The organism is Tenacibaculum halocynthiae (assembly GCF_964512825.1).
In the GTDB taxonomy this organism is placed as follows: Bacteria; Bacteroidota; Bacteroidia; order Flavobacteriales; family Flavobacteriaceae; genus Polaribacter; species Polaribacter halocynthiae.
Genome location: NZ_CAZELG010000012.1, coordinates 265,676 through 288,877 on the forward strand (window position 1 = coordinate 265,676; position 23,202 = coordinate 288,877).

At 26.4% G+C, this 23,202-nt stretch carries 21 protein-coding genes; 13 read left to right on the plus strand and 8 right to left on the minus strand.

Going from position 1 to position 23,202, the window contains the following annotated elements:
• The first annotated feature begins 200 nt into the window (after window positions 1–200).
• The gene (locus ACKTTQ_RS04540; RefSeq protein WP_093869534.1) at window positions 201–635 is read left to right on the plus strand and encodes a tellurite resistance TerB family protein; all 435 of its coding nucleotides are present in this window, start codon (window positions 201–203) and stop codon (window positions 633–635) included.
• Between the two features lie 51 nt (window positions 636–686).
• A complete protein-coding gene (locus ACKTTQ_RS04545; protein WP_093869533.1) occupies window positions 687–1,274 on the plus strand; it encodes a hypothetical protein in 588 nt (195 codons plus the stop codon).
• A 51-nt stretch (window positions 1,275–1,325) separates the two neighbouring features.
• Here the strand turns inward: ACKTTQ_RS04545 and gltX are convergent, their stop codons facing one another.
• Complete coding sequence (gltX, locus tag ACKTTQ_RS04550; RefSeq protein ID WP_408048523.1) at window positions 1,326–2,840, minus strand: glutamate--tRNA ligase; 1,515 nt, start codon at window positions 2,838–2,840, stop codon at window positions 1,326–1,328.
• 143 nt (window positions 2,841–2,983) lie between these two features.
• Window positions 2,984–3,823 carry a transporter family protein gene (locus ACKTTQ_RS04555; RefSeq protein WP_408048524.1) on the minus strand — a complete coding sequence of 280 codons (840 nt, stop codon included), beginning with the start codon at window positions 3,821–3,823 and terminating at the stop codon, window positions 2,984–2,986.
• A 415-nt stretch (window positions 3,824–4,238) separates the two neighbouring features.
• Here ACKTTQ_RS04555 and ACKTTQ_RS04560 point away from each other — a divergent pair, with 415 nt between their 5' ends.
• The 4 genes from ACKTTQ_RS04560 (at window position 4,239) to ACKTTQ_RS04575 (ending at window position 11,849) form a co-directional block, all read left to right on the plus strand.
• Complete coding sequence (locus ACKTTQ_RS04560) at window positions 4,239–7,559, plus strand: DUF4175 family protein (RefSeq protein ID WP_408048525.1); 3,321 nt, start codon at window positions 4,239–4,241, stop codon at window positions 7,557–7,559.
• Window positions 7,560–7,618: 59 nt separating this feature from the next.
• A complete protein-coding gene (gene ybeY / locus ACKTTQ_RS04565) occupies window positions 7,619–8,035 on the plus strand; it encodes an rRNA maturation RNase YbeY (protein ID WP_093869531.1) in 417 nt (138 codons plus the stop codon).
• Between the two features lie 31 nt (window positions 8,036–8,066).
• Entirely contained in the window at window positions 8,067–9,944 is a 1,878-nt protein-coding gene (gene mnmG, locus ACKTTQ_RS04570) for a tRNA uridine-5-carboxymethylaminomethyl(34) synthesis enzyme MnmG (protein ID WP_408048526.1), read from the plus strand.
• Window positions 9,945–10,988: 1,044 nt separating this feature from the next.
• Window positions 10,989–11,849, plus strand: coding sequence for a class I SAM-dependent methyltransferase (locus ACKTTQ_RS04575; protein WP_093869529.1), 861 nt, complete (start codon window positions 10,989–10,991; stop codon window positions 11,847–11,849).
• Between the two features lie 139 nt (window positions 11,850–11,988).
• On the opposite strand, the gene ACKTTQ_RS04580 is transcribed toward ACKTTQ_RS04575, so the two are convergent.
• Window positions 11,989–12,387, minus strand: coding sequence for a DoxX family protein (locus ACKTTQ_RS04580; protein ID WP_408048527.1), 399 nt, complete (start codon window positions 12,385–12,387; stop codon window positions 11,989–11,991).
• Window positions 12,388–12,511: 124 nt separating this feature from the next.
• On the opposite strand from ACKTTQ_RS04580, the gene ACKTTQ_RS04585 reads away from it, so the two are divergent.
• Together ACKTTQ_RS04585 and ACKTTQ_RS04590 are read left to right on the plus strand one after the other, a co-directional pair.
• Window positions 12,512–13,438: an SPFH domain-containing protein gene (locus ACKTTQ_RS04585; protein ID WP_093869527.1), complete on the plus strand. Its 927-nt coding sequence runs from the start codon at window positions 12,512–12,514 to the stop codon at window positions 13,436–13,438.
• A gap of 19 nt (window positions 13,439–13,457) precedes the next feature.
• On the plus strand, window positions 13,458–13,775 hold the full coding sequence (locus tag ACKTTQ_RS04590; RefSeq protein WP_093869526.1) for a heavy metal-binding domain-containing protein: 318 nt from the start codon (window positions 13,458–13,460) through the stop codon (window positions 13,773–13,775).
• 64 nt (window positions 13,776–13,839) lie between these two features.
• On the opposite strand, the gene ACKTTQ_RS04595 is transcribed toward ACKTTQ_RS04590, so the two are convergent.
• The 3 genes from ACKTTQ_RS04595 to rnr form a co-directional block, all read right to left on the minus strand.
• Window positions 13,840–14,031: a Sec-independent protein translocase subunit TatA/TatB gene (locus ACKTTQ_RS04595; RefSeq protein WP_093869525.1), complete on the minus strand. Its 192-nt coding sequence runs from the start codon at window positions 14,029–14,031 to the stop codon at window positions 13,840–13,842.
• A 35-nt stretch (window positions 14,032–14,066) separates the two neighbouring features.
• On the minus strand, window positions 14,067–14,744 hold the full coding sequence (locus ACKTTQ_RS04600; RefSeq protein ID WP_093871964.1) for a head GIN domain-containing protein: 678 nt from the start codon (window positions 14,742–14,744) through the stop codon (window positions 14,067–14,069).
• Window positions 14,745–14,867: 123 nt separating this feature from the next.
• The gene (gene rnr, locus ACKTTQ_RS04605; RefSeq protein WP_093869524.1) at window positions 14,868–17,063 is read right to left on the minus strand and encodes a ribonuclease R; all 2,196 of its coding nucleotides are present in this window, start codon (window positions 17,061–17,063) and stop codon (window positions 14,868–14,870) included.
• Window positions 17,064–17,180: 117 nt separating this feature from the next.
• Between rnr and ACKTTQ_RS04610 the strand changes: the two genes are divergently transcribed.
• The 4 genes from ACKTTQ_RS04610 to ACKTTQ_RS04625 all read left to right on the plus strand — a co-directional run bounded on the left by ACKTTQ_RS04610 (window position 17,181) and on the right by ACKTTQ_RS04625 (window position 19,824).
• Complete coding sequence (locus ACKTTQ_RS04610; RefSeq protein WP_408048528.1) at window positions 17,181–18,095, plus strand: diacylglycerol/lipid kinase family protein; 915 nt, start codon at window positions 17,181–17,183, stop codon at window positions 18,093–18,095.
• Window positions 18,096–18,171: 76 nt separating this feature from the next.
• Entirely contained in the window at window positions 18,172–18,330 is a 159-nt protein-coding gene (locus ACKTTQ_RS04615) for a hypothetical protein (protein ID WP_158530825.1), read from the plus strand.
• Window positions 18,331–18,949: 619 nt separating this feature from the next.
• Window positions 18,950–19,384 carry a ribose 5-phosphate isomerase B gene (gene rpiB, locus ACKTTQ_RS04620; protein ID WP_093869522.1) on the plus strand — a complete coding sequence of 145 codons (435 nt, stop codon included), beginning with the start codon at window positions 18,950–18,952 and terminating at the stop codon, window positions 19,382–19,384.
• Window positions 19,378–19,824 carry a GNAT family N-acetyltransferase gene (locus tag ACKTTQ_RS04625; protein WP_176974355.1) on the plus strand — a complete coding sequence of 149 codons (447 nt, stop codon included), beginning with the start codon at window positions 19,378–19,380 and terminating at the stop codon, window positions 19,822–19,824. The genes rpiB and ACKTTQ_RS04625 overlap by 7 nt, the downstream gene beginning before the upstream one ends.
• Before the next feature lie 22 nt (window positions 19,825–19,846).
• On the opposite strand, the gene ACKTTQ_RS04630 is transcribed toward ACKTTQ_RS04625, so the two are convergent.
• Window positions 19,847–20,416 (minus strand): pseudouridine synthase, encoded by a 570-nt coding sequence (locus tag ACKTTQ_RS04630; RefSeq protein WP_093869521.1) that lies wholly within the window; start codon window positions 20,414–20,416, stop codon window positions 19,847–19,849.
• A 158-nt stretch (window positions 20,417–20,574) separates the two neighbouring features.
• The gene (locus ACKTTQ_RS04635; RefSeq protein ID WP_408048529.1) at window positions 20,575–22,029 is read right to left on the minus strand and encodes an ArnT family glycosyltransferase; all 1,455 of its coding nucleotides are present in this window, start codon (window positions 22,027–22,029) and stop codon (window positions 20,575–20,577) included.
• 156 nt (window positions 22,030–22,185) lie between these two features.
• On the opposite strand from ACKTTQ_RS04635, the gene recA reads away from it, so the two are divergent.
• On the plus strand, window positions 22,186–23,193 hold the full coding sequence (gene recA, locus ACKTTQ_RS04640; RefSeq protein WP_093871962.1) for a recombinase RecA: 1,008 nt from the start codon (window positions 22,186–22,188) through the stop codon (window positions 23,191–23,193).
• Window positions 23,194–23,202: the final 9 nt, after the last annotated feature.

Sequence of the window (23,202 nt, forward strand, 5' to 3'; positions counted from 1 at the left end):
AAAAAGTGCATTAAAAAAAGCCGTTTTAATTAATCAATTTTATACTATTTAAAACATAGTATAAGAAAAAGTGATAGTTAATTTTAGCAAGAGATTTTAAAAAAAATCTACATTTTATTGTTTGTGACTTTTTTTAAAATTGCGCTTCTAAAAAATACAAGATTGTTTACTTTTACATTAATTAAAAAAATAAAAAAATTATGTCTATATCAGATTTATATGCAAGTGGAAAACACAAACAAGAAATAGGTCATTTTGCAAGTGTAGTTAAAATAGCAAAGATTGATAATGTGATTTCAGAAGGAGAACAAAAATTATTAGATAGAGCTGCAGTAAAATTAAATATTAGTACTGAAGAGTATACAGAAATTTTAAAGAGTCCTGAAAAATTTCCTGTAAACCCTCCTGTAAGTTATGATGAACGTATTGAACGTTTATACCGATTAACAAAAATGATTTTTGCAGATGAAAGTGTTGATAGAGATGAAGTGATTATTATGCGTAAAATTGCTGTTGCTTTACAATTTCCTACTGATAATGTAGAAAAAGTTTGTGATGAAGCTATACACTTAATATTAAATAATAATGAGCTTGATGCTTTTACTGAAGCTATAAAAAAGGTAAATTTAATTTGATTATATACTAAATTTACATAAATTTAGTTTTTAGTATAAACTCATACCTTTATGAAATCAACGTTTTTTATAGTACTTTTTTGTTGTTCATTAACAACATCTATCATTTCGCAAAACTTAAATGAGTCATGGCAAATTGGTGTAGGTTTTGGTATTGCAAAATTTAATGAAAGTGATGCTGGTTATATTGGTGATCAATATATTTTTCAAACACCTAGATTAAATTTAACAATGCCTATTGGTGAGCGTTTATCTGTTGATGGTGCTATTTCATTTAATACCATAAATGATGTTGGTATTATGACAAACTCTGTTAAATACTTTTCAATGGATGCTTCAATACGTTACAATTTTGATGCAATTTTAAATAATTTTAGTCCGTACCTTTTTGTTGGTGGAAGTATTGTAGATTCAGAACGTAAAATGACACCTACTTTTAACATTGGTGCGGGTGGTATTTATTGGGTTTCTGATAGAATAGGAATTAATCCTCAAGTATATTACAAGCATTCTTTAGAAAGTTATGAAAGCATGCGTTCTCATATACAAGGTGCCTTAAGTATAATAATTAAATTAGATTGGAATAATCTATTTGAAGGTGGTAATCACGCAGCTAGATCATCTGGATCATGTAATTAACACTTACAATATAAACAAAAAAAAGAGCGGTTTAAAACCGCTCTTTTTTATTTATAATTTATTTACTGCATTCTGTAAACGTTGAATCGTATTTTCTTTACCAACCATTTCAATAATATCAAATAAGTGAGGCCCTTTTAAAGCTCCTACTAAACTTAATCGTAAAGGTTGCATTACTTTACCAAAACCTACTTCTTTTGAAGTAATCCATTCTTTAACTATTTTTTCAATGTTCTCAGAAGTGAAATCTTCAATACTAGAAATTACAGTTATTAATTCTTCCATTAATATTGGAGTTCCTTCTTTCCATTGTTTTTTACTTGCTTTTGCATCGTATTCGCTTGGATTAACAAAGAAAAAGTTAGATAACTCCCAAAAATCAGCTACAAATGTTGCTCTTTCCTTAATTAACGAAACTACTTTCTCAATATATTCATTGTCTTTTTCAATTCCTTTTTCCTTTAAAATTAATAAAAACAGTGCTGTTAATTCTGAATTTGATTTTTGTTGCATGTATTGCTGATTAAACCAATTAGTTTTTTCAGGGCTAAATTTTGCTCCTGACTTACTAACTCTAGTTAAATCAAAATTTTCTACTAATTCTTGTAACGAAAACAACTCTTGTTCAGTACCAGGGTTCCATCCTAAAAAAGCCAACATATTTATAAATGCATCTGGAAAATATCCATCTTCTTTATAACCACGTGAAACATCTCTTGTTTGCTCATTTGTATACTCTAAAGGAAACACAGCAAACCCTAACTTATCACCATCTCTTTTTCCTAATTTACCTTTTCCAACTGGTTTTAAAATAAGCGGTAAATGAGCAAACTTAGGCGCTTCCCAAGCAAAAGCTTTATACAAAAGTATATGCAATGGCATAGATGGCAGCCATTCTTCTCCACGAATTACATGAGAAATTTCCATTAAATAATCATCAACAATATTAGCTAAATGGTATGTTGGCATACCATCTGATTTATACAGTACTTTATCATCTAAAGTATTTGTATCTATTTTTATTGTACCACGAATTTCATCTTGCATAATTAAAACTTCATCTTGTGGAGTTTTAAAACGTACTACATATTTTTCATCAGCTTCTAATTTAGCTGTAACCTCTTCTTTAGATAATCTTAATGAACTTTGAAGTTTTTCACGATTATGCCAATTATAAATAAAGGTTTTCCCTTCTGCCTCATGCTGTTTACGATGTGCATCCAACTCTTCTGCAGTATCAAATGCATAATAAGCCCATCCGCTTTCAATTAATTGATTAGCATACTGTTTATATAATTCTTTTCTTTCTGACTGACGGTATGGTCCAAACTTTTCATTTTTACCTGGCCCTTCATCAAAAGGTATATTACACCATTCTAATGAATCTATGATATACTTTTCTGCGTTAGCCACATAACGAGTTTGATCAGTATCTTCAATACGTAAAACAAAAGTTCCATTATGTTTTTTAGCAAATAAATAATTAAATAAAGCGGTTCTAACACCACCTATGTGTAAAGGTCCTGTAGGACTTGGAGCAAAGCGTACTCTTACGTTATCAGTCATTTTTTGTACTTTTAAATCTGTGTGTACCAATTTTGAAATCACAAAGATACTTATACCTATCAAAGTTTAAAATTATACATAACAAAAAAGCTCTTCAAAAAATTTGAAGAGCTTTTTTAATACAGTTATTGATTACTATATTTTTAAAATTTATAATAAATTCCAAAATTTAAAGCTGCTTTTTTAGCTACATTTCTTCCGCCAAAAGCACCACCAAAACTAGCATTTGCTCCAAAATTTTTATTTATTTCTCCTATTAACTTTAAACCAAAAGCAGCATAACTTTGGTCATTTACATATAAACCTGTAAGATTATTACTAAGAGGTAAAGCTATTTCTCCATTTTTTAAAGACATTACACCATCTAAAAATCCTGCAACCCAAAGCCAATTAATAGCTTTATAACCTAGTTCTCCTCCTAACTTATAAGCACTACTATAATCATTTGTTCTAATATCAAACCCAGTAAATGCCTGAATATACCAAGAGTTAAAACCTCTTCCTGCTAAAAATAATGGAGTAACTGTCCAAGCATCATAACCAGTTCTTAATCCTGATGCTTCATTAAAACTTCCAGTATTTGCCTCAATTCCTAATTGTCCAGATAAAACCCATTTTTTATTGTAAAAATTATGCTTTACTCCAAATTGAATATTTCCAATTGAAGAAGTAGATTCTTTTGTTGTAAAAGGAATTGGTAATAATGTTTGACCAGCAATATCTCCAGATTGAACCATTTTTAAAGGAATATTCGCAAATAAAGTCGTTTTATCAGAAATTCCATATTCACCATACAATTGTAACGTATTATCAGTAATTTTTCTTTCGGTATTATAATCAGGATTACCAAAAAGTTTATCATAATTTGAAATAGTTGTGAATGATAATTGTACATATCCTTCATTCTTCTTTTTTGTCCACGGACTTTGAGCAAACACTGAAGTTGCAAATAATACGGTTACTAAAACGCCTAGTTTTTTCATGTTTTTGTTTTTATTTGAAATTAATAACACTTGTTCTGTTATTCACTATAAATATAAAATTAGTAATACTATTTTAAAGTTCTATACAACTCAAAAAGTTATTAATTATAAGGTTTAGTGGTTTATTTTTGGTTTTTCTTACAAAAAACACTTCAAATATTTTATTATAAAAGTAGTATTTTTATAAGTTATAAAAAATGAATAAAAGAGAAAGATTTAGAATAAAGATGCTTAAGTACAAGAAAAGACTTAAGATTTTAGGAATAAATGAGGTTGAATATGAGAATTTGTATGCATACAGATCTCATGGTAAACCATGTAGTTGTTTTTTATGTAGAAGTGAAAAACACAAAAGAAAAATAAAACACAAAAAAAGCTATATCATATAGCACACTAATTTTAAGAAGTTACTTTTATGGAAGTGTTCAATTCAATAGAACAAAAACTACAACAGTTTAGTAAAAAATACTATACAAATGAATTAATAAAAGGAGGAATATTATTTTTTTCATTAGGATTAATATATCTTTTTTTTACTTTATTTATTGAATATTTTTTATGGTTAAAACCAACAGCTAGAACCTTATTATTTTGGTTGTTTATATTAGTAGAACTACTGCTATTCTTTCGTTTTATTTGCTTTCCTATTTTTAAACTGGTTGGTCTTCAAAAAGGTATTTCTATTAAAGATGCTTCAAAAATAATAGGTGATCACTTTCCTGAAGTTAAAGACAAATTATTAAATGTATTACAACTTAAAGATAATACAGATCAGTCCGATCTTTTAGTAGCCAGCATAGAACAAAAATCAAAAGAATTACAACCAATTCCCTTTACAAAAGCTGTAAGTTTTAAATCAAATTTGAAATACGCAAAATATGGATTGATTCCTGTTTTAATTTGGTTTTTAACCTTAATAACAGGCGTAAATACTAAGCTTAGTCAAAGTTTAAATCGTGTAATAGATTATAAAACAGCATATGCTCCACCAGCTCCTTTTTTATTTTCCTTAACTAATAATATGCTAAATGTTATAAAGGGTAAATCAATAACAATTTATATAGAAGCTAAAGGAGAAATAATTCCTGAAGAAGCTAAAATTTATTTTAACAATCAACAATATTTTTTACAAAATAATGGTAACGGATTGTTCTCCTATACCTTTAGTGAAGTACAAAAACCAATATCTTTTTATGTAAAAGCAAATAATGTTTCTTCAAATGATTATCAAATAAATGTTATAAAAACTCCTTCTATTCAAAACATTTCACTTGAATTGAATTATCCAAATTATACTAAAAAGAAAAAAGAAATTATTGCTAATTCTGGAAACATAAATGTTCCACAAGGAACATTCATTACTTGGGCTATTAAAACATCTGAAACTGATAGTGTTGCATTTATTAATGATCATAAAAAATATTTTTTTAATAAAATTAGCGAAGACAGTTTTAATTATAAAAAACAAATTTTAAATAATACCAATTATATAATTTCAACTTCAAATAAAAATTTAAAAGGGTATGAACAATTACAATTTTCTATTAATGTTATAAAAGATGAGTTACCTAATATCACCGTACAATCTAATATAGACAGCCTAAAAAGAGGTGATGCGCAATTTATTGGTCAAATTTCTGATGACTATGGTTTCACAAAACTTGAAATTGTATATAAAGAAGAAAAAAATCAACAAAACACTGATTATCAGTTAATTAAAATAAATAATAAAGCAATACAAAGCTTTTATTATGAGTTTCCAAAAGGAATAAAATTAAAAAAAGGAGTTAATTACGAAGTTTTTTTTCAAGTATATGATAATGATAAAGTTAATGGTAGTAAAAAAAGTATAAGTAGAAAATTTTATTACCGTCAAAAATCAAAAAATGAAATTGATGATGAACTTCTAGAAGAACAAAAGAACTATATAGATAAATTAGAAAAGTCTTTACAAAAACAACAAAACAGTAAAAAAGATCTTGAAAAAATTCAATTTGATTTACAAAACAGAAAAAACCTGAGCTGGAGTGATCAAAAAAACATTAAAAGTTTAATTAAGCGTCAAGAACAATATAAACAAATGATGCAACGTCAAACCGATAAAATACAAGAAAACTTCACGGAAAAGAATGAAAAAAACGAAGATTTAAACAAGAAAAAAGAAGATTTAAAGAAACGTATAGAAGAACTGAAAAAGCTTGATAAACAACAAAAGCTATTAGATGAACTGAAAAAATTAACTGAAAAACTAAATAAAGAAGAACTTGTTAAAAAGGCTAAGGAATTATCTGAACAAAACAAACAAGAAGAAAGAAGTCTTGAACGTATTTTAGAAATGACAAAACGTTATTATGTTGAGCAAAAAATGAATCAAATCGCTAATAAACTTGATGACTTATCTAAAAAAGAAGAAGAAGAATCGAAAAAAGAAGATCAAGTACAAAACAAAGATCAAGCTAAAGAAACTCAGAAAAAATTAAATAAAGAATTTGATAAAATAAAAAAAGACCTTAATCAATTAAAAAAAGAAAATGAGAAATTAAAGCAACCAATGGATATTCCAGAAATGGACAAACTAAAGGATGAAACACAAAAAGAACTTAACAAATCATTAGAAAAACTAAAAGAAAATAAGGGGTCTGATGCAAAAAAAAGTCAAAAGAAGGCATCAGAAAAAATGAAAAAAATGAGTCAAAAAATGCAAGAATCTATGCAAGCAATGAGTGCAGAAATGCAAGAAGAAAACATGGAAGGCCTTCGACAAGTATTAGAAAACTTAATTACTTTTTCATTTAATCAGGAAGAATTAATGAATACTTTTTCAAATACATCATCATCACATCCAAATTTTGGTTCAAATTTAAAAAAGCAACATCAATTAAAAACATACTTCGAACATATAGATGATAGTTTATTTACACTGTCAATACGTGTACCAACAATTAGCACAAAAATTCAAGAAGAACTTGCCAATGCACATTACAACATGGACCAATCATTAGAAAATTTTGCTGACAATAATTTTAGAAATGGAATATCTAATCAGCAATACGTAATGACTTCTGCTAATACGTTAGCTGACATGTTAAGTAATACCTTAGATTCAATGAAAAATCCAAAGCAAGGACAAGGTAAAGGAAAAGGAAAGGGAAAATCATTTAGTTTACCTGACATCATAAAAAAGCAAGGAGAATTAATGAAAAAGATGAAAGATGGAATGAAGAAAAGTTCTCAGGGAAAACCAAAAGATGGAAAAGGAAATAAAAAAGGAGAAAAACAGGGACAAAAAGGAAAAGGAAACAAGCAAGGGGAAGAAATGAATGGAGAACTATATCAAATATATAAAGAGCAATCAAAATTAAGGCAACAATTAGAAAATGCTATAAAAAACGGTAAGGATGGAAATGGAAGTGGTAAAAAAGCTTTAAAACAAATGGAAGAGTTAGAAAATCAAATATTAGAAAAGGGTTTTACACAAGAAAGTCTTAATAAAATGAAACAATTAAACTATGAACTTTTAAAGTTAGATAAAGCAGCTTTAGAACAGGGTAAAAAGAAAGAAAGAAAGGCAAATACCAATTTGAAAGATTATATAAACGCCAACAAAAAAGAACTTAAATTTAAAAAGCTCTTTTACAATCAAACAGAAATTTTAAACAGACAATCACTACCTTTGCGCCAGAACTACAAAACAAAAGTTAAAAAATATTTTACAACTACAGAAAAGCAAATTTAAACTGTTTACATAACATGTTTTTACTTAAAAATAAATATGCCTTTCGATAATTCAAAAGAATGATACAATTTAATTACGAAACTGATTTCAAATTATTAGATGAAACTAAAACTAATAGTTGGATAAATGAATGTATAGAAAAAGAAGGTTTTGAACTAGGTGAAATCAATTATATTTTTTGTAATGATGAATATTTACATAAAATAAATATTGAGTTTCTACAACATGATACATTCACAGACATTATAAGTTTTGACTACACACTGGGTAAAGAAATTAATGGTGATATTTTCATATCAATCGAAAGAGTAGAAGAAAACTCAAACAAATATGCTACTTCTTTTCAAGATGAACTACACAGAGTTATTATTCATGGTGTTTTACATTACGTAGGATTAAAAGATAAAACTGATGATGAAAAAGAAAAAATGCGTCAAAAAGAAAATGAATACCTAACAATTTTTAATAAAAAATAAAACGAGTTCCACGTGGAACTGAATATAAAATATGAGTTTATTTAGTACAACATACGATGTTATTGTAGTAGGTGGTGGTCATGCAGGAAGTGAAGCAGCTGCATCTAGTGCAAATATGGGTGCACATACTTTGTTAATTACAATGAACCTTCAGAACATAGCTCAAATGAGTTGTAACCCAGCTATGGGTGGAATAGCTAAAGGTCAAATTGTACGTGAAATTGATGCTTTAGGTGGATATAGTGCAATAGTAACTGACAAAACAGCTATTCAATTTAAGATGCTTAATAAATCAAAAGGACCTGCTATGTGGAGTCCTAGAGCACAATCAGACAGAATGCAATTTGCTGAGTGTTGGAGGAACATGCTTGAACAAACTGATAACTTAGACTTTTATCAAGATTCTGTAAATGGTTTGATATTTGAAAATAATACTATAATAGGTGTAAAAACTGCTTTAGGTTTACAAATAAAAGCTAAAACAGTAATTGTAACAGCTGGTACATTTTTAAATGGTTTAATCCATATTGGAGAAAAAACTTTTGGTGGTGGAAGAGCTGGTGAAGGAGCTTCAACTGGTATAACTGAAGATTTAGTAGCAAAAGGCTTTGAATCTGGAAGAATGAAAACAGGTACTCCTCCACGAGTAGATGGTAGATCATTAGATTATTCTAAAATGACAGAACAGCCTGGAGATGAAATAACCGAAAAATTTTCTTACTTAAAAACAAGTAAACCTTTACAAAAACAACGTTCTTGTTACCTAACATATACTAATCCTAAAGTGCATGAATTATTAAAAGAAGGTTTTGAAAGGTCTCCAATGTTTAATGGAAGAATTAAATCTACAGGTCCAAGGTATTGCCCTTCTGTTGAAGATAAAATAAATCGTTTTGCAGAAAAAGATAGACATCAGATATTTGTAGAACCAGAAGGATGGAATACTGTAGAAGTATATGTAAATGGTTTTTCTACTTCCTTACCTGAAGATATTCAAGACAAGGCTATACGATCAATTGAAGGTTTTGAAAATGTAAAATTTTTCAGATATGGCTATGCAATAGAATATGATTACTTCCCACCAACTCAGTTAAAACATAATTTAGAAACAAAATTAATTGAAAATCTATTTTTTGCTGGTCAAATAAATGGAACTACAGGTTATGAAGAAGCAGCAGCACAAGGTTTAATGGCTGGTATTAATGCTGCCCTTAAGACACAAAATAAAGAAGCTTTCATCCTTAAAAGAAACGAAGCTTACATTGGCGTTTTAATAGATGACTTAATAACAAAGGGAACTGAAGAACCATATAGAATGTTTACTTCTAGAGCTGAATATAGAACTCTATTAAGACAAGATAATGCAGATTTGAGATTAACAGAAAAAGCATACCGATTGGGGTTAGCCTCTAAAGAAAGATTTGAAAGAGTATTAGATAAGAAGAAAAAAACGGAGCTTACAGTTAATTTTATCAAAAATCTAAGTGTTACTAAAGAAGAAATCAATCCTATTTTAGAAAGCAAGAAACTAGCTATAGTAAATCAAACAATGAAGTTATATAAGATTGCTTCACGCCCACAATTAAATTTCAACGATCTAAAAAAGGTAACAAAGTTAGCATCTTTTATTAATGAAAATAATATAGATAATGAAATAATAGAACAAGTAGAAATAGATTTAAAATATTCTGGATATATAGAGAAAGAAAAAAACAATGCAGATAAATTAAATAGATTAGAGAACGTTCCTATACCTTCTAACTTTAATTATAGTAAAGTAAAATCACTTTCATATGAAGCTAGAGAAAAACTATCAAAAATACAACCTACTTCAATATCACAAGCAAGTAGAATAAGTGGTGTTTCACCTAGTGATATATCGGTATTACTTGTATACATGGGACGATAATTATATTTAAAACATTTATAAAAAAGGACGATTCAAATGAATTGTCCTTTTTTATTTATAACATAAACAAATAGATAACAATAGTAAAAAAAAACAATTAATAATTTATATTTAACCTTATAATGATAACTAATAATTTCTAACTAGGAAGAATAAAACAACATATGTTTCATGTGGAACATAATTATTATTTAGAAATAATATATAATTACTCATAAAAAAAAAACAATAATTCAAACCATAATTATAACCACACTTCTACTCTATTAAAAATATTAACTAAATTTATTAATAATAAAAATTAATAAGTGATAAAATATTAAACAAAGAGCGTAACAAATAAAAAAACTCCTACTCTATTTATACTATTAAACAGAAACTAATCAATTATTAATTAATACAAAAATCAATAGATAATAAAATGTTTCATGTGGAACATAAATAATTTAAAATACTCCTACTATATTTATACTACTATACAAAAACTAGACAATTATTAATTAATATAAAATCAATAGATAATAAAATGTTTCATGTGGAACATAAATAATTTAAAGAACTCCTACTCTATTTATAGTACTAAACAGAAACTAATCAATTATAAATTAATATAAAAATCAATAGATAATGAAATGTTTCTTGTAGAACATAAATAATTTAAAGATCTCCTACTATATTTATACTACTAAACAGAAACTAGACTATTATTAATTAATATAAAATCAATAGATAATAAAATGTATCATATGTTCCATATGAAAATTAAAAACACTCCTACTATATTTATACTATTTAAACAGAACTTGATCAATTATTAGTTAATATGAAAAAGATAGATAACATATGTACAAATGATCATTTACTTTATATTTTAAAATAGCTTATTAACACAAATACATAAAAACAACTTTCAAAGTTTATAAGTAATCTATTAAAAATAATTAAAAAATTAAAGATGTTCCATGTGGAACATCTTTAATTTTTTATGTAATATTGTCCTAGGAAAATTATTGTTCCCCGTGGAACATTATAAAATATATAATAATGAGCAAAGAAAAAGAATTTTATAAAAATCTTCATCCATATCTAAATTGTATAGATTATACTGTTTCAAATGAAAGTTATGAGGTTATGCATAATAAAGAATACGACATGTTAGTAACCTCTCCTCTACCAAGTAATTTAGATAAATATTATAAAAGTGAAGATTACATTTCACATACTGATGGTTCAAAAAATATATTTGAAAAAACATACCAATTAGTAAAATCTTACACATTAAATAAAAAATTAAAATTAATAAATTCATTAAAAACTGATAGTAAAACAATACTTGATATTGGTGCTGGTACAGGCGACTTTTTAAAAACTTGTAAAGAAGGAAACTGGTCAGTATTTGGAATTGAACCTTCAGTAGATGCAAGAAAAATAGCTAAACAAAAAAAAATAAATTTAGTAGATAATTTAGAACTAGTATATGATAAAAAGTTTGATGTTATAACACTTTGGCATGTACTTGAGCATATTCCAAATTTAAAAGAATATACAAATAATATTAAAAAATTACTAAAGCCGAATGGAGTATTAATAATAGCTGTTCCTAACTATAAAAGTTTTGATGCTAATTATTATAAAGAATTTTGGGCAGCTTACGATGTACCAAGACATGTGTGGCATTTTTCAAAAACATCTATAAATAAAATTTTTAATGAAATTAAAATGGATGTAATAAAAATACTTCCTATGAAGTTTGATTCTTATTATGTATCATTGTTGAGTGAAAAATATAAAAAGGGAAAAATGAATTATATAAATGCTTTTTATATTGGTATGAAGTCAAATTTTAAAGCAAAAAGAAATTTAGAGTATTCTTCTTTAATTTATTTAATAAAAAACACTAAATAATTATTTTAAATGCACTTATTTGTATTTAATTAAAAAACATATACAAATACCTTATTAAAAATAAAAAACCTCTTAAAACTATGTTTTTAAGAGGTTTTTTAATAATTAAAATATATAATAATACTATATAATATAAGAATTATTTATTCAATAAAAACATGCCAAAAACTGTAATTAAAAAATAAACAGCTAATGTCATAGCTCCTGCATAATCTTTTGCAAGTCGTTGACCTATTAATAAAAATATTAAAGTTAATGCAGAAAGTTGAACTCCTAATAAAGCTAATTCTTTTGAACCTGTAGTTATAATATTAAAAATACCTACAAACATAAAAGCTCCTGCAATAATTTCAATAACTAAAATTATTCCTAATAATAATGGTACCATGTTTTTAAATGGTGAATTTTTGAAGTGTTCTTTAATAAAAGATAAATTACCATTCCAATCTGTTACTTTATCAACACCCGATTGTAAAAAAGTGACAATTAAAAAAAGTAAGATTAAAATTTCTGTAGCGTTGTTTTGAATAAGTTCCATAAAATTGATTTTAGCAAATATAAGTTATAAATAAAAAAATGTAACATTTATTAAAAATTACGTCATATAGTTGTTAAGTGTTATATTTAGCTTAAAAACTCAATCAACTTAAAACTTTCAAATTATGCCAGTATTTTTATATCCAATTATTTTCTTAGGGATAGTACTTATATTATCTTCTTTCTTTACAGTAAAACAACAATCAGCAGCTATTATAGAGCGTTTTGGTAAGTTCCATAGTATTCGCCAATCAGGTTTACATCTAAAAATTCCACTTATTGATAGAATAGCTGGGAAATTAAGCTTAAAAATTCAACAATTAGATGTAATTATTGAAACAAAAACTTTAGATGATGTTTTTGTAAAATTAAAAGTATCAGTACAATATAAAGTAATAAAAGATAAAGTATATGATTCATTTTATAAGTTAGATTATCCACATGACCAAATTACATCTTATGTATTTGATGTAGTTCGTGCAGAAGTTCCAAAAATGAAGTTAGATGATGTTTTTGTTAAAAAGGATGATATTGCTATTGCCGTAAAATCAGAATTAAATGAGGCAATGATGACTTATGGATATGATATTATTAAAACATTAGTAACTGATATTGATCCTGATGCTCAGGTAAAAGAAGCTATGAATAGAATTAACGCTTCTGAACGTGAAAAAGTAGCAGCTCAATACGAGGGTGATGCCCAACGTATTTTAATAGTAGAAAGAGCAAAAGCTGAAGCTGAGAGTAAGCGTTTACAAGGACAAGGTATTGCAGATCAAAGAAGAGAAATTGCACGTGGTTTAGAAGAATCAGTAGAAGTTTTGAATAAAGTTGGAATTAACAGTCAAGAAGCGTCTGCTTTAATAGTTGTTACACAACATTATGATACTCTACAATCTATTGGTCAAGAAACTAATAGTAATTTAATATTATTACCAAACTCACCACAAGCTGGAAGTCAAATGCTTAATGATATGGTTGCAAGTTTCACAGCTAGTAATCAAATAGGAGAAGCTATGAAGAATAGTAAAAAAAATGACAATAAAGAATAATAAAAACTAAAAAAAAGTTATGATAGTTACTACAACACCAACTATAGAAGGAAAACCTGTTAAAGAATATTTAGGTATTGTTACAGGTGAAACAATTATTGGAGCTAATATTTTTAAAGACTTCTTTGCAGGAATTAGAGATATTGTAGGTGGAAGATCTGGATCTTATGAAAAAGTGCTTAGAGAAGCTAAAAATAGCGCTTTAGAAGAAATGGAAGAGATGGCAAAGCAATTAGGTGCTACTGCTATTGTTGCTGTCGATTTAGATTACGAAACTGTTGGACCCAATGGTGGTATGCTAATGGTTACTGCTTCAGGAACAGCTGTTGTTATATAATAAATGTACAAACATTAAAAGAAAAGCCCAATCAATTATGATTGGGCTTTTTTATTATACTTAATTATTTTTTTTCTTCTATTTGTTCTTCTCCATCTTCAGTTTTTGTAGCATCTTTAAATTCTTTAATACCTGTACCTAAACCTCTCATTAATTCAGGAATCTTTTTTCCTCCAAAAAGTAATAATACTAAAGCAACTACAATAGCTATTTGCCAAGGACCTATCATTCCTAAAAATATAGTAAGTGAAATCATTTTTAAACTAAATTTATACTAGCAAATATACAAAATTAACTTCGGTGTTCAATTACTCCACCTATTACTTTTTTGTCTTTTAAAACTTCAGGGGTTCCTTTATAAAAAATAGATCCACCAAATGACACTTTAGCATCTAAAACTTCACCAGATTGAACTTCAGCTTTTGCCCCAGAACCAGCTCTAATAATATTCATACTAGATACAGTAACATTAAATCCATGATAATTTGCACCTAAGTCAACTTTTACAGTTTGGTTTTTAGTTTTACCAGATAACTTAATTACTGAAGCAGAAGTACTTTTTACTTTCAAATGTTTAACATCGATAACCATGTTAATAAATGCTCCTTCTTGAGCCTTCACTTCTACTTTTTGTTGTTTAATACTTTTACTTGTTATAATTGCACCTTCATTTGCGTCAATAATTGCTATATCATTTGCATAATATAAAGTAATTTTTGCCTTACCTTCAGCTGTAGTTTCAGGAAAAGAAAGAACTATTTTTAATGTATCATTAATAGCTTTAAATTTTACTTTATTAGCCTTCTGCCCTGTTACAACTGCATTAAATTTATCAGATTTTACTAATTCAACATCAATACCATTATACACTTTAAGAGTTGTAAAACTTCCTAAATCTTTAGTAATACTATTTTGAGCAACGATTATAATACTTACAAAAAACAGACTTAAAAAAATAAATTTTTTCATTTTTATTATATTTAATTTGTTTAACATTTAATAAGTTAAACAAGCATAGTATGATTATTATGACAATAACTATACCATTACTATAAAGACAAATATTGAAATTTATTGTTACATTTTAAAGAATTAACTAGTTATTAATTCAAAATCTAAGTGTTTACGCTCTAAATCAGTATGCTTAACTTTAACAACAACTTCATCTCCTAATTGAATCATGTTTTTAGTTGATTGACCAACTACAGCGTATTGTTTTTCATCAAAAATATAGTAATCATCTTTAATATCTCTGATTCTTACCATACCCTCACATTTATTAGATTTTATTTCAACATAAATTCCCCATTCAGTTACTCCAGATACTACTCCTTCAAACTCTTGGTTTTTATGATCTTGCATGTATTTAACTTGCATATATTTTATTGAATCTCTTTCTGCCTTAGAAGCTAACTCTTCCATTTTTGAAGAATGTTTACATTTTTCTTCGTAAATATCAGCTTTAGGTGAATTTTCTCCATCTAAATAATGTTGTAACAAACGATGTGTCATTACGTCAGGATAACGTCTTATTGGTGAAGTAAAATGTGAATAATAATCAAATGCTAATCCATAATGACCTATATTTTGAGTAGTATATTCAGCTTTACTCATAGATCGTATAGCTAAAGTTTCTACCATATTAGCTTCACCCTTTCCATGAACATCACTTAATAGTTGGTTTAAACTTTGAGAAGTTTTTTCTTTTGTTTCGGTATTAATTTTATAACCAAATTTACTTATAATGTTTTGTAATGAAGCTAATTTTTCAATATTAGGCTCATCATGCACACGATATATAAAAGTTTTGTTAGTTGCTTTTCCTTTAGAAAAACCAATAAATTCAGCAACTTTTCTATTAGCTAATAACATAAATTCTTCAATTAATTTATTAGCATCTTTAGATTCTTTAAAAAATACACCTACAGGGTTGGCATTTTGATCTAAATCGAACTTCACCTCTACTCTATCAAATGAAATTGCACCTTCTTTCATACGCTTTTTACGTAATTTTTTAGCCAATTCATCTAATTTTAAGGTAGCTTCAACAATAGCCTCATCTACCATATAACTTTCACCTGTTAATGAAATTTCTGCAGGAATAGTATTTTCTTTAGTTTCAATAATCACTTGAGCTTCTTCATAAGCAAATCTTTTATCAGAATATGTTACAGTTCTTCCAAACCATTCATTTACAATATGAGCTTTCTCATTAACTTCAAAAACAGCAGAAAAAGTTAATTTTTCTTCATTAGGACGCAATGAACATACTCCATTAGATAGCATTTCAGGTAACATAGGTACTACCCTATCAACCAAATATACAGATGTTGCCCTATCATAAGCTTCGTCATCTAATTTAGTTTTAGGTTGTACATAATGCGAAACATCAGCAATATGAATTCCAATTTCGTAATTACCATTTTCTAATTTAGTAAAAGACAAAGCATCATCAAAATCTTTTGCATCTTTAGGATCAATAGTAAAAGTAAGATCATTTCTCATATCTCTTCTTTTTGCTATTTCTTCTTTAGTAATGTCAAATGATAATTTACCTGCCTCTTCTTCTATTTCTTTAGGAAAATCATACGGTAAACCGTATTCTAACAAAATAGAATGTATTTCTGTATCATGTTCACCTGGTTTTCCTAAAACCTGAGTAATTTTTCCAAAAGGATTTTTAGAATTATCTGGCCAATCAGTAATTTTAGCTAATACTTTATCACCATGTTCTGCTCCATTAAGTTTACTTTGTGCAATAAATATATCTGCATACATTTTATTACTGTCAGGTAATACAAAACCAAAATTTTTATTCAATTGTAGTACTCCAACAAAATCTTGCTTTACACGTTCAATAATTTCAACTACATCAGCTTCTAACTTATTACTTTTTCTTTTTTTGTAAACATAAGCTCTTACAACATCATTATGTAATCCTTTGCCTAAGTTTACTGACGGTACAAAAATGTCGTTTTCAAAATCATCAGAAATGAAATATGCATTACCATTTGAAGTAACATCTAAAGTTCCTATATGATATTTCCTATCTTCATTAATTTTATACTTTCCTCTTTCTACTTCTTTAATTTTTTTAGTTGCTGTTAATTCTACTAATTTTTGAAGTATTTGAGTTTTACCATCAGTACCAGTAACACCTAATGCCGAAGCTATTTGTTTATAATTATATTGTTTGTTACTATCTTTATTAAGTATTTTGAAAATATTTCGGGTTAAATCTTTAATTACTTTACCCTTTTTTTTGTAGATTTTTTTCTTTCTAGTCATTAATCTTGCTTCTTATAAAATTTGTACCAAAGTACAAATAAATTTATACCTCAACTTATTAAATAACTGTTATGAATACATTTTTGTATTTTACAACCTTATTAACTTTCTTTTTATATGACAAAATCTTGGTTTCTAATTGTAAATCCAACAGCTGGTAATGGTAATTTTAATAAGCTATGGTTAGAAATAAAACATGAATTAAAAATACAACAAATAGAATATTCATTTGTGTTAACAAACTATCATAAACATGAAATTGATTTAGTTCATGAAGCAATAAATAAAGGTTATAAACATATAATATCTGTTGGTGGTGATGGTACTTTGCACCATATAATTAATGGAATTATGACACAAAATGAAGTAGAAAGTAATCAAATTACTGTTGGTATAATACCTTTAGGTACTGGTAATGATTGGATTAAAACATATAATATTTCTAAAAATATTAAAGAAGCTATTTTATTAATAAAAAAAGAAAATACTGTTTACCAAGATATTGGTTTTCTACAATTAAAAAATACGTCAGCATATTTTAATAATGTTGCCGGTATTGGCTATGATGGTTATGTTGTTAATAAACTTAATAAATTAAAACGTTTTGGACCTGTTGCTTACTTATTAAGTGGAATTGCTGGTTTAATTTTTTATAAAAAAACAACTTTTACTATAGCTATTAACAATCAAATTGTTAGTACTAAGTGTTTAATGACATTATTTGGAATTTGTAAATATTCAGGAGGTGGTATGCAATTAACTAATTATAAATCTCCTAATGATGGTTTATTAGATGTAAGTATTGTAAAGAATTTAACTTTTTTAAATTTATTATTTAATTTGCCTAAACTGTACAACGGCTTAATTACTAAACATAAAAAGGTTAATACTTACTTATCAAACGAATTGTTAATAACCCCTCAAAATATAGAACAATCTATATATATTCAAGCTGATGGAGAATTAATAGGAACTGGTAAAGTTAAAGTAACTCTTTGTAAGGAAGCTATACGATTTGTTATCAATAGTTAATTTTAGTTAAAAAAATCTTAATAAAATTGTAACGTTTTTAAAATTTATTCGTCTTTATAATAGAAAGGCTTTAAAAATGAAAAACTTACGAAAAATAATAGCTTTATTTTTACTTATATTTATTACAGGAATTATAGTTACTGTTATAAGTATAAACACTTCTTTCAAAAAAAATACTTCAGAACAAAAAATTACCTCAAAAGATAGTATCTATTTATTAAAAAAGAATATTTAAAAAACTCTTTTTACTTTTATTCATTCTTCACTTATAAGAAGTATGTTTATTAAGTATATTAAGTTCTATTTTTAAATTTTGAAATACTTTTTACAGTTATTAACATATTATATTATTAATATAAAGAATTTTTAAAATTTTAAAAAAAGAATGATTGTTATTATAGCTTGTGAATATGTAGAGTAAAAAGTTTATTTAAAATTAGGTTTTCTTACTTATTAAATAAGTTAAACAAGTTATCATTTATTTAAGTTCTTTAAAATCAATTATGAAATGTAGTTATTAACAAAAGTTATAAACACTAGTTAACTAACTTTATTGAATTACTTATTTCAATTTCATTGTAAATAAATTGTAAATTTTATGTTGATAAATGTTTCTTAAAAAATCAAAAAAAAAGTTGCATATCTAATATCTATTCTTGTATTGTAAAAAAAATGTAAAAAATCAAATTTTCTTTTTAAAATCTACAAATAGTTCTTAACATTTTAATAATACAATTAAGTACTTAAAAATTAATAGGTTATTAATAACTCTAAAAAAAGCATTGTTAATTACTGTTGATAACCGTTAATAATGGTATTTTTGTGTTTCACAACTAAATTAAAATCAACATATTATGATTATTGCTGTAGGAAACGACCATGCTGGTACTGAATACAAGTTTGAAATAGTAAAACTTTTAGAAGAATTAGGACACAAAGTGATTAATTTTGGTACTAATACAAATGATAGTATGGACTATCCTGATACAATTCATCCAACAGCGGAAGCTGTAGAAACAGGACAAGCTGAAATAGGTATAATTTTATGTGGTAGTGGTAATGGAGCTCAAATGACAGCTAATAAACATCAAGGTGTTAGAGCAGCATTGTGTTGGAATAATGAATTAGTAGAATTAACTCGCCAGCATAATAATGCTAATGTGTTAACAATTCCTGCTCGTTTTGTTTCATTACAACAAGCTTTAGGTTTTGTAAAAATATTTTTATCTACTGAATTTGAAGGAGGGCGTCATGCTAATAGAGTTAATAAAATAGCATGTGAATGTTAGTGAAGTTTGTAGTAAAAAACTTTAAAGAATTAACAGCTTCAGAACTATATGATATACTTCAATTACGTTCTGAAGTTTTTGTCGTTGAGCAAGATTGCGTATACCAAGATATTGATGGAAAAGATGATATAGCATTACATGTTTTAGGTATAAAAAATAATAAGATTATTGCTTATACTCGTTTGTTTGATGGAAATCAATATTTTGATACACCTAGCTTTGGAAGAGTTATAGTAGCAAAATCTGAACGTAAATTTGGATATGGTCATGATTTAATAAAATCATCAATTGAAGCAATTTATAGTAATTTTAATACTAAAAAAATTACGATTTCTGCACAAACTTATCTACAAAAATTTTATAAATCACATGGGTTTGAACCTATTGGAGAAGAGTATTTAGAAGATGGAATACCACATATAAAAATGATAATGAATTAATATGTTTTTTATTTATTTAAAATTATATTAATTCATTTACTTCTTTTACGTCACCTGGTTTTAAGTTTCCTATAAAAATTTCTCCAATTCTAACTCGTATTAAACGAAGTGTAGGAAAACCAACAGCAGCAGTCATTTTTCTGACTTGTCTAAATTTTCCTTCTGTAATAGTTATAGCTATCCAACTTGTTGGGCCATGTCTTTCATCTCTAATTTTTTGAGTTCTATCAGGGAAGTTAGGCTTAACTATTGAAAAAGCTTTACCAGGTTTTGTTATATATTTTTTACCATTAAAACCAATTTCTACTCCTTTTTGAAGCTTATTAATTGCATCTTGAGAAATAATTCCATCTACTTGAACATAATATTCTTTTTCTATTTTATTACTTCTTACTTGTTCACTTACCTTACCATTAGTTGTTAATAAAAGTAAACCTTCAGAAGGAACATCTAAACGGCCAATTGCCATTGTTCCTTCTGGAAAATCATATAACTCTCCTAGCATTTTTTTCTTCCTTTTTGTTTGATTATTAATAAATTGAGAAAGAAAACCATAAGGTTTATGAATTATAAAATGACGGTGTTTTAACATAAAAACAAAAGTAAAACTATTTTAAATTAAATAGAATTTAGAATATATAAATAATTAGACCTCTTATTTGAATAAAAATTTTTTTAATAGACACTTTCCTTATAATTCTCAATATAAAATACATCTTTTCATAGCTTTAATTTTAGGGCTATTATTATTTATTTAAAAATACCTTTATATAGGTAATAACATTTAATATTATAATTGTATTTAGTTATAGTAATGGTATCAATACTATTAATTTCAGAAAAAAGAGAAATTAGTTCATTATTTAATAAACTTCTGTCATCTGTTAAAATCAAGCCTTTTGAATTAGTTTTATAAGAAATATTTTTTGTCCAATAATTAAATTGATCAAATCTTGACGAGTAAGAATATATTTTAGGATTATTCATAGAAAAAGCTAATAAAGAAGCATTTCTATAAGAAGAAGTTAGTATAGGTATTTTATTATTTTCTTGATGTTTTAATACTTTACTTTTTATTTTATGCCAACCATAATGATAGGTACTATCTTCATCTTTACCACCAAAAATTAAAGTTAATGGAACACCGCCGAAATGAATAGTTATAGCAATAATTAGAATAGAAGAAAATATTAAAGAAGATATTTCTTTTTTTTTCTTTATAAGAAAGTTAATAGCCAAAGGTGTTATGAAAAGTAAACCTACAATATTCCAATAATATAAAACATTTGAAAAAATAGATAAGAATAAAAAAGTTATGGTAGATACTAAAAAAATATGCTTAGAAAATTTTATATAAACAATTGTATAAGAATTAATTTCATTATTTTTTTTCTTTTTAAAAAGTTCAATAATTCCCCACCATATAAAAGGAGAAAGCATTACTAAACTACCTAAAATAAAACCAATATAGTTACCTTTAAAGAATTCATAATTTATAAAAGGATCTATGGTTCTTTGTTGAATATTAAATTCAAAAGAACCAAACTTATTTTTAGCATTCCAAATAAGAATAGGAGAACTAACCATTAGTATAATTAATAAACTTAAATAAAGTCTATAATCTTTAAAAACACAATGGAGTTTTTTAGTAAAAATTAATAAAGAAATAATCCCTAATCCTAAAAATATGGCATTGTATTTTGATATAATTGCTAACCCTAAAAATAAACTTCCTAAAAAAATATTTTTAGTAGTGCCTTTTTCATTTACCCATATTTCGTGTATAAAATTTATGTAAAAATAACCGGATATAAAGCAATTGGTTATTAGTATGTAATCGTTCCAAGCAAAAGAAGTAAATAAATAAAATAAAGGACTTGAAAAGAATAGAATGAGATACAAATAGGGAGTGTTATAATTTAATTTTTTTATTATAAGAATTAATATATATGAAATACAAATAGAAGATAAAAAAACTGGAAGTCTTAAAATAAATAAAGACGTTCCAAAGAATGAAGTGAACATATTTTGAATTAAAGCTTGTAATGCTGGATGATCATGGTAAGATAAATCAGGATGTTGGCCCCAAAGCCAGTAATATGCTTCATCTGGATTAGGAAAAATAAAAAACCAGTAGTAAATTTTAGTAGCAATTGTAATAAATGCTAAAAAGAATATAAATGTTCTTTTTGTAAAAGTATTCAACACTATATTTTTTGTTTTCAAAAGTAAATTAAGTAAGTATATTGTATGTTATTATATTGTGATTTTACTGATAAAAAAAAAATATAAAAATGAAAAGTATTGCTACTTTTTTATAACTTAGCAACTCTTATTTTTACACTAATTTTAGCAGATTTTATGGCAGCAGATAAAGAAAAAGAAGCAAAATTAAAAGCGCTTCAACTTACACTAGATAAGTTAGATAAAACTTATGGAAAAGGAGCAGTAATGAAATTAGGTGATAGTCAAGTAGAAGATATTGAGGCTATTTCATCAGGATCATTAGGTTTAGATTTAGCTTTAGGCGTAGGAGGATATCCAAGAGGAAGAATTATTGAAATTTATGGACCAGAATCATCAGGTAAAACTACTTTAAGTATACATGCAATTGCTGAAGCTCAAAAGGCAGGAGGTATTGCTGCTTTTATTGATGCTGAACATGCTTTTGATCGTTTTTATGCAGAGAGCTTAGGAGTAGATGTTGATAATTTAATCATATCTCAACCAGATCATGGTGAACAAGCATTAGAAATTGCTGATAATTTAATACGTTCAGGTGCAATTGATATTGTGGTTATTGATTCAGTTGCTGCATTAACACCTAAATCAGAGATTGAAGGTGAAATGGGAGACTCTAAAATGGGACTTCATGCTCGTTTAATGTCACAAGCATTGCGTAAATTAACAGGTACTATTAGTAAAACTAACTGTACAGTTATATTTATAAACCAATTACGTGAAAAAATTGGTGTTATGTTTGGAAATCCTGAAACAACAACAGGTGGTAATGCCTTAAAATTTTATGCTTCAGTTCGTTTAGATATCCGTAGAAGAACTCAAATTAAAGATGGCGATAAAGTTATTGGAAACAGTACTAAAGTAAAAGTTGTTAAAAATAAAGTAGCACCACCATTTCAAATGACTGAGTTTGATATTATGTATGGACAAGGTATTTCTAAAGTAGGAGAAGTATTAGATATTGGTGTTGAATATGGAATTATAAAGAAAAGTGGTTCATGGTTTAGCTATGGAGACACAAAATTAGGTCAAGGTAGAGATGCTGTAAAAGGTGTTATAAAAGATAATCCTGAGCTAATGGAAGAACTTGAAAATAAAATAAAAGAGGCTATTGAAAATCAAGATTAAGTATATACA

Coding starts and splice junctions, on each gene's coding strand:
- ACKTTQ_RS04540 (WP_093869534.1), top strand. CDS start 201: ATGTCTATATCAGATTTATATGCAAGTGGAAAACACAAACAAGAAATA.
- ACKTTQ_RS04545 (WP_093869533.1), top strand. CDS start 687: ATGAAATCAACGTTTTTTATAGTACTTTTTTGTTGTTCATTAACAACA.
- gltX (WP_408048523.1), bottom strand. CDS start 2,840: ATGACTGATAACGTAAGAGTACGCTTTGCTCCAAGTCCTACAGGACCT.
- ACKTTQ_RS04555 (WP_408048524.1), bottom strand. CDS start 3,823: ATGAAAAAACTAGGCGTTTTAGTAACCGTATTATTTGCAACTTCAGTG.
- ACKTTQ_RS04560 (WP_408048525.1), top strand. CDS start 4,239: ATGGAAGTGTTCAATTCAATAGAACAAAAACTACAACAGTTTAGTAAA.
- ybeY (WP_093869531.1), top strand. CDS start 7,619: ATGATACAATTTAATTACGAAACTGATTTCAAATTATTAGATGAAACT.
- mnmG (WP_408048526.1), top strand. CDS start 8,067: ATGAGTTTATTTAGTACAACATACGATGTTATTGTAGTAGGTGGTGGT.
- ACKTTQ_RS04575 (WP_093869529.1), top strand. CDS start 10,989: ATGAGCAAAGAAAAAGAATTTTATAAAAATCTTCATCCATATCTAAAT.
- ACKTTQ_RS04580 (WP_408048527.1), bottom strand. CDS start 12,387: ATGGAACTTATTCAAAACAACGCTACAGAAATTTTAATCTTACTTTTT.
- ACKTTQ_RS04585 (WP_093869527.1), top strand. CDS start 12,512: ATGCCAGTATTTTTATATCCAATTATTTTCTTAGGGATAGTACTTATA.
- ACKTTQ_RS04590 (WP_093869526.1), top strand. CDS start 13,458: ATGATAGTTACTACAACACCAACTATAGAAGGAAAACCTGTTAAAGAA.
- ACKTTQ_RS04595 (WP_093869525.1), bottom strand. CDS start 14,031: ATGATTTCACTTACTATATTTTTAGGAATGATAGGTCCTTGGCAAATA.
- ACKTTQ_RS04600 (WP_093871964.1), bottom strand. CDS start 14,744: ATGAAAAAATTTATTTTTTTAAGTCTGTTTTTTGTAAGTATTATAATC.
- rnr (WP_093869524.1), bottom strand. CDS start 17,063: ATGACTAGAAAGAAAAAAATCTACAAAAAAAAGGGTAAAGTAATTAAA.
- ACKTTQ_RS04610 (WP_408048528.1), top strand. CDS start 17,181: ATGACAAAATCTTGGTTTCTAATTGTAAATCCAACAGCTGGTAATGGT.
- ACKTTQ_RS04615 (WP_158530825.1), top strand. CDS start 18,172: ATGAAAAACTTACGAAAAATAATAGCTTTATTTTTACTTATATTTATT.
- rpiB (WP_093869522.1), top strand. CDS start 18,950: ATGATTATTGCTGTAGGAAACGACCATGCTGGTACTGAATACAAGTTT.
- ACKTTQ_RS04625 (WP_176974355.1), top strand. CDS start 19,378: ATGTTAGTGAAGTTTGTAGTAAAAAACTTTAAAGAATTAACAGCTTCA.
- ACKTTQ_RS04630 (WP_093869521.1), bottom strand. CDS start 20,416: ATGTTAAAACACCGTCATTTTATAATTCATAAACCTTATGGTTTTCTT.
- recA (WP_093871962.1), top strand. CDS start 22,186: ATGGCAGCAGATAAAGAAAAAGAAGCAAAATTAAAAGCGCTTCAACTT.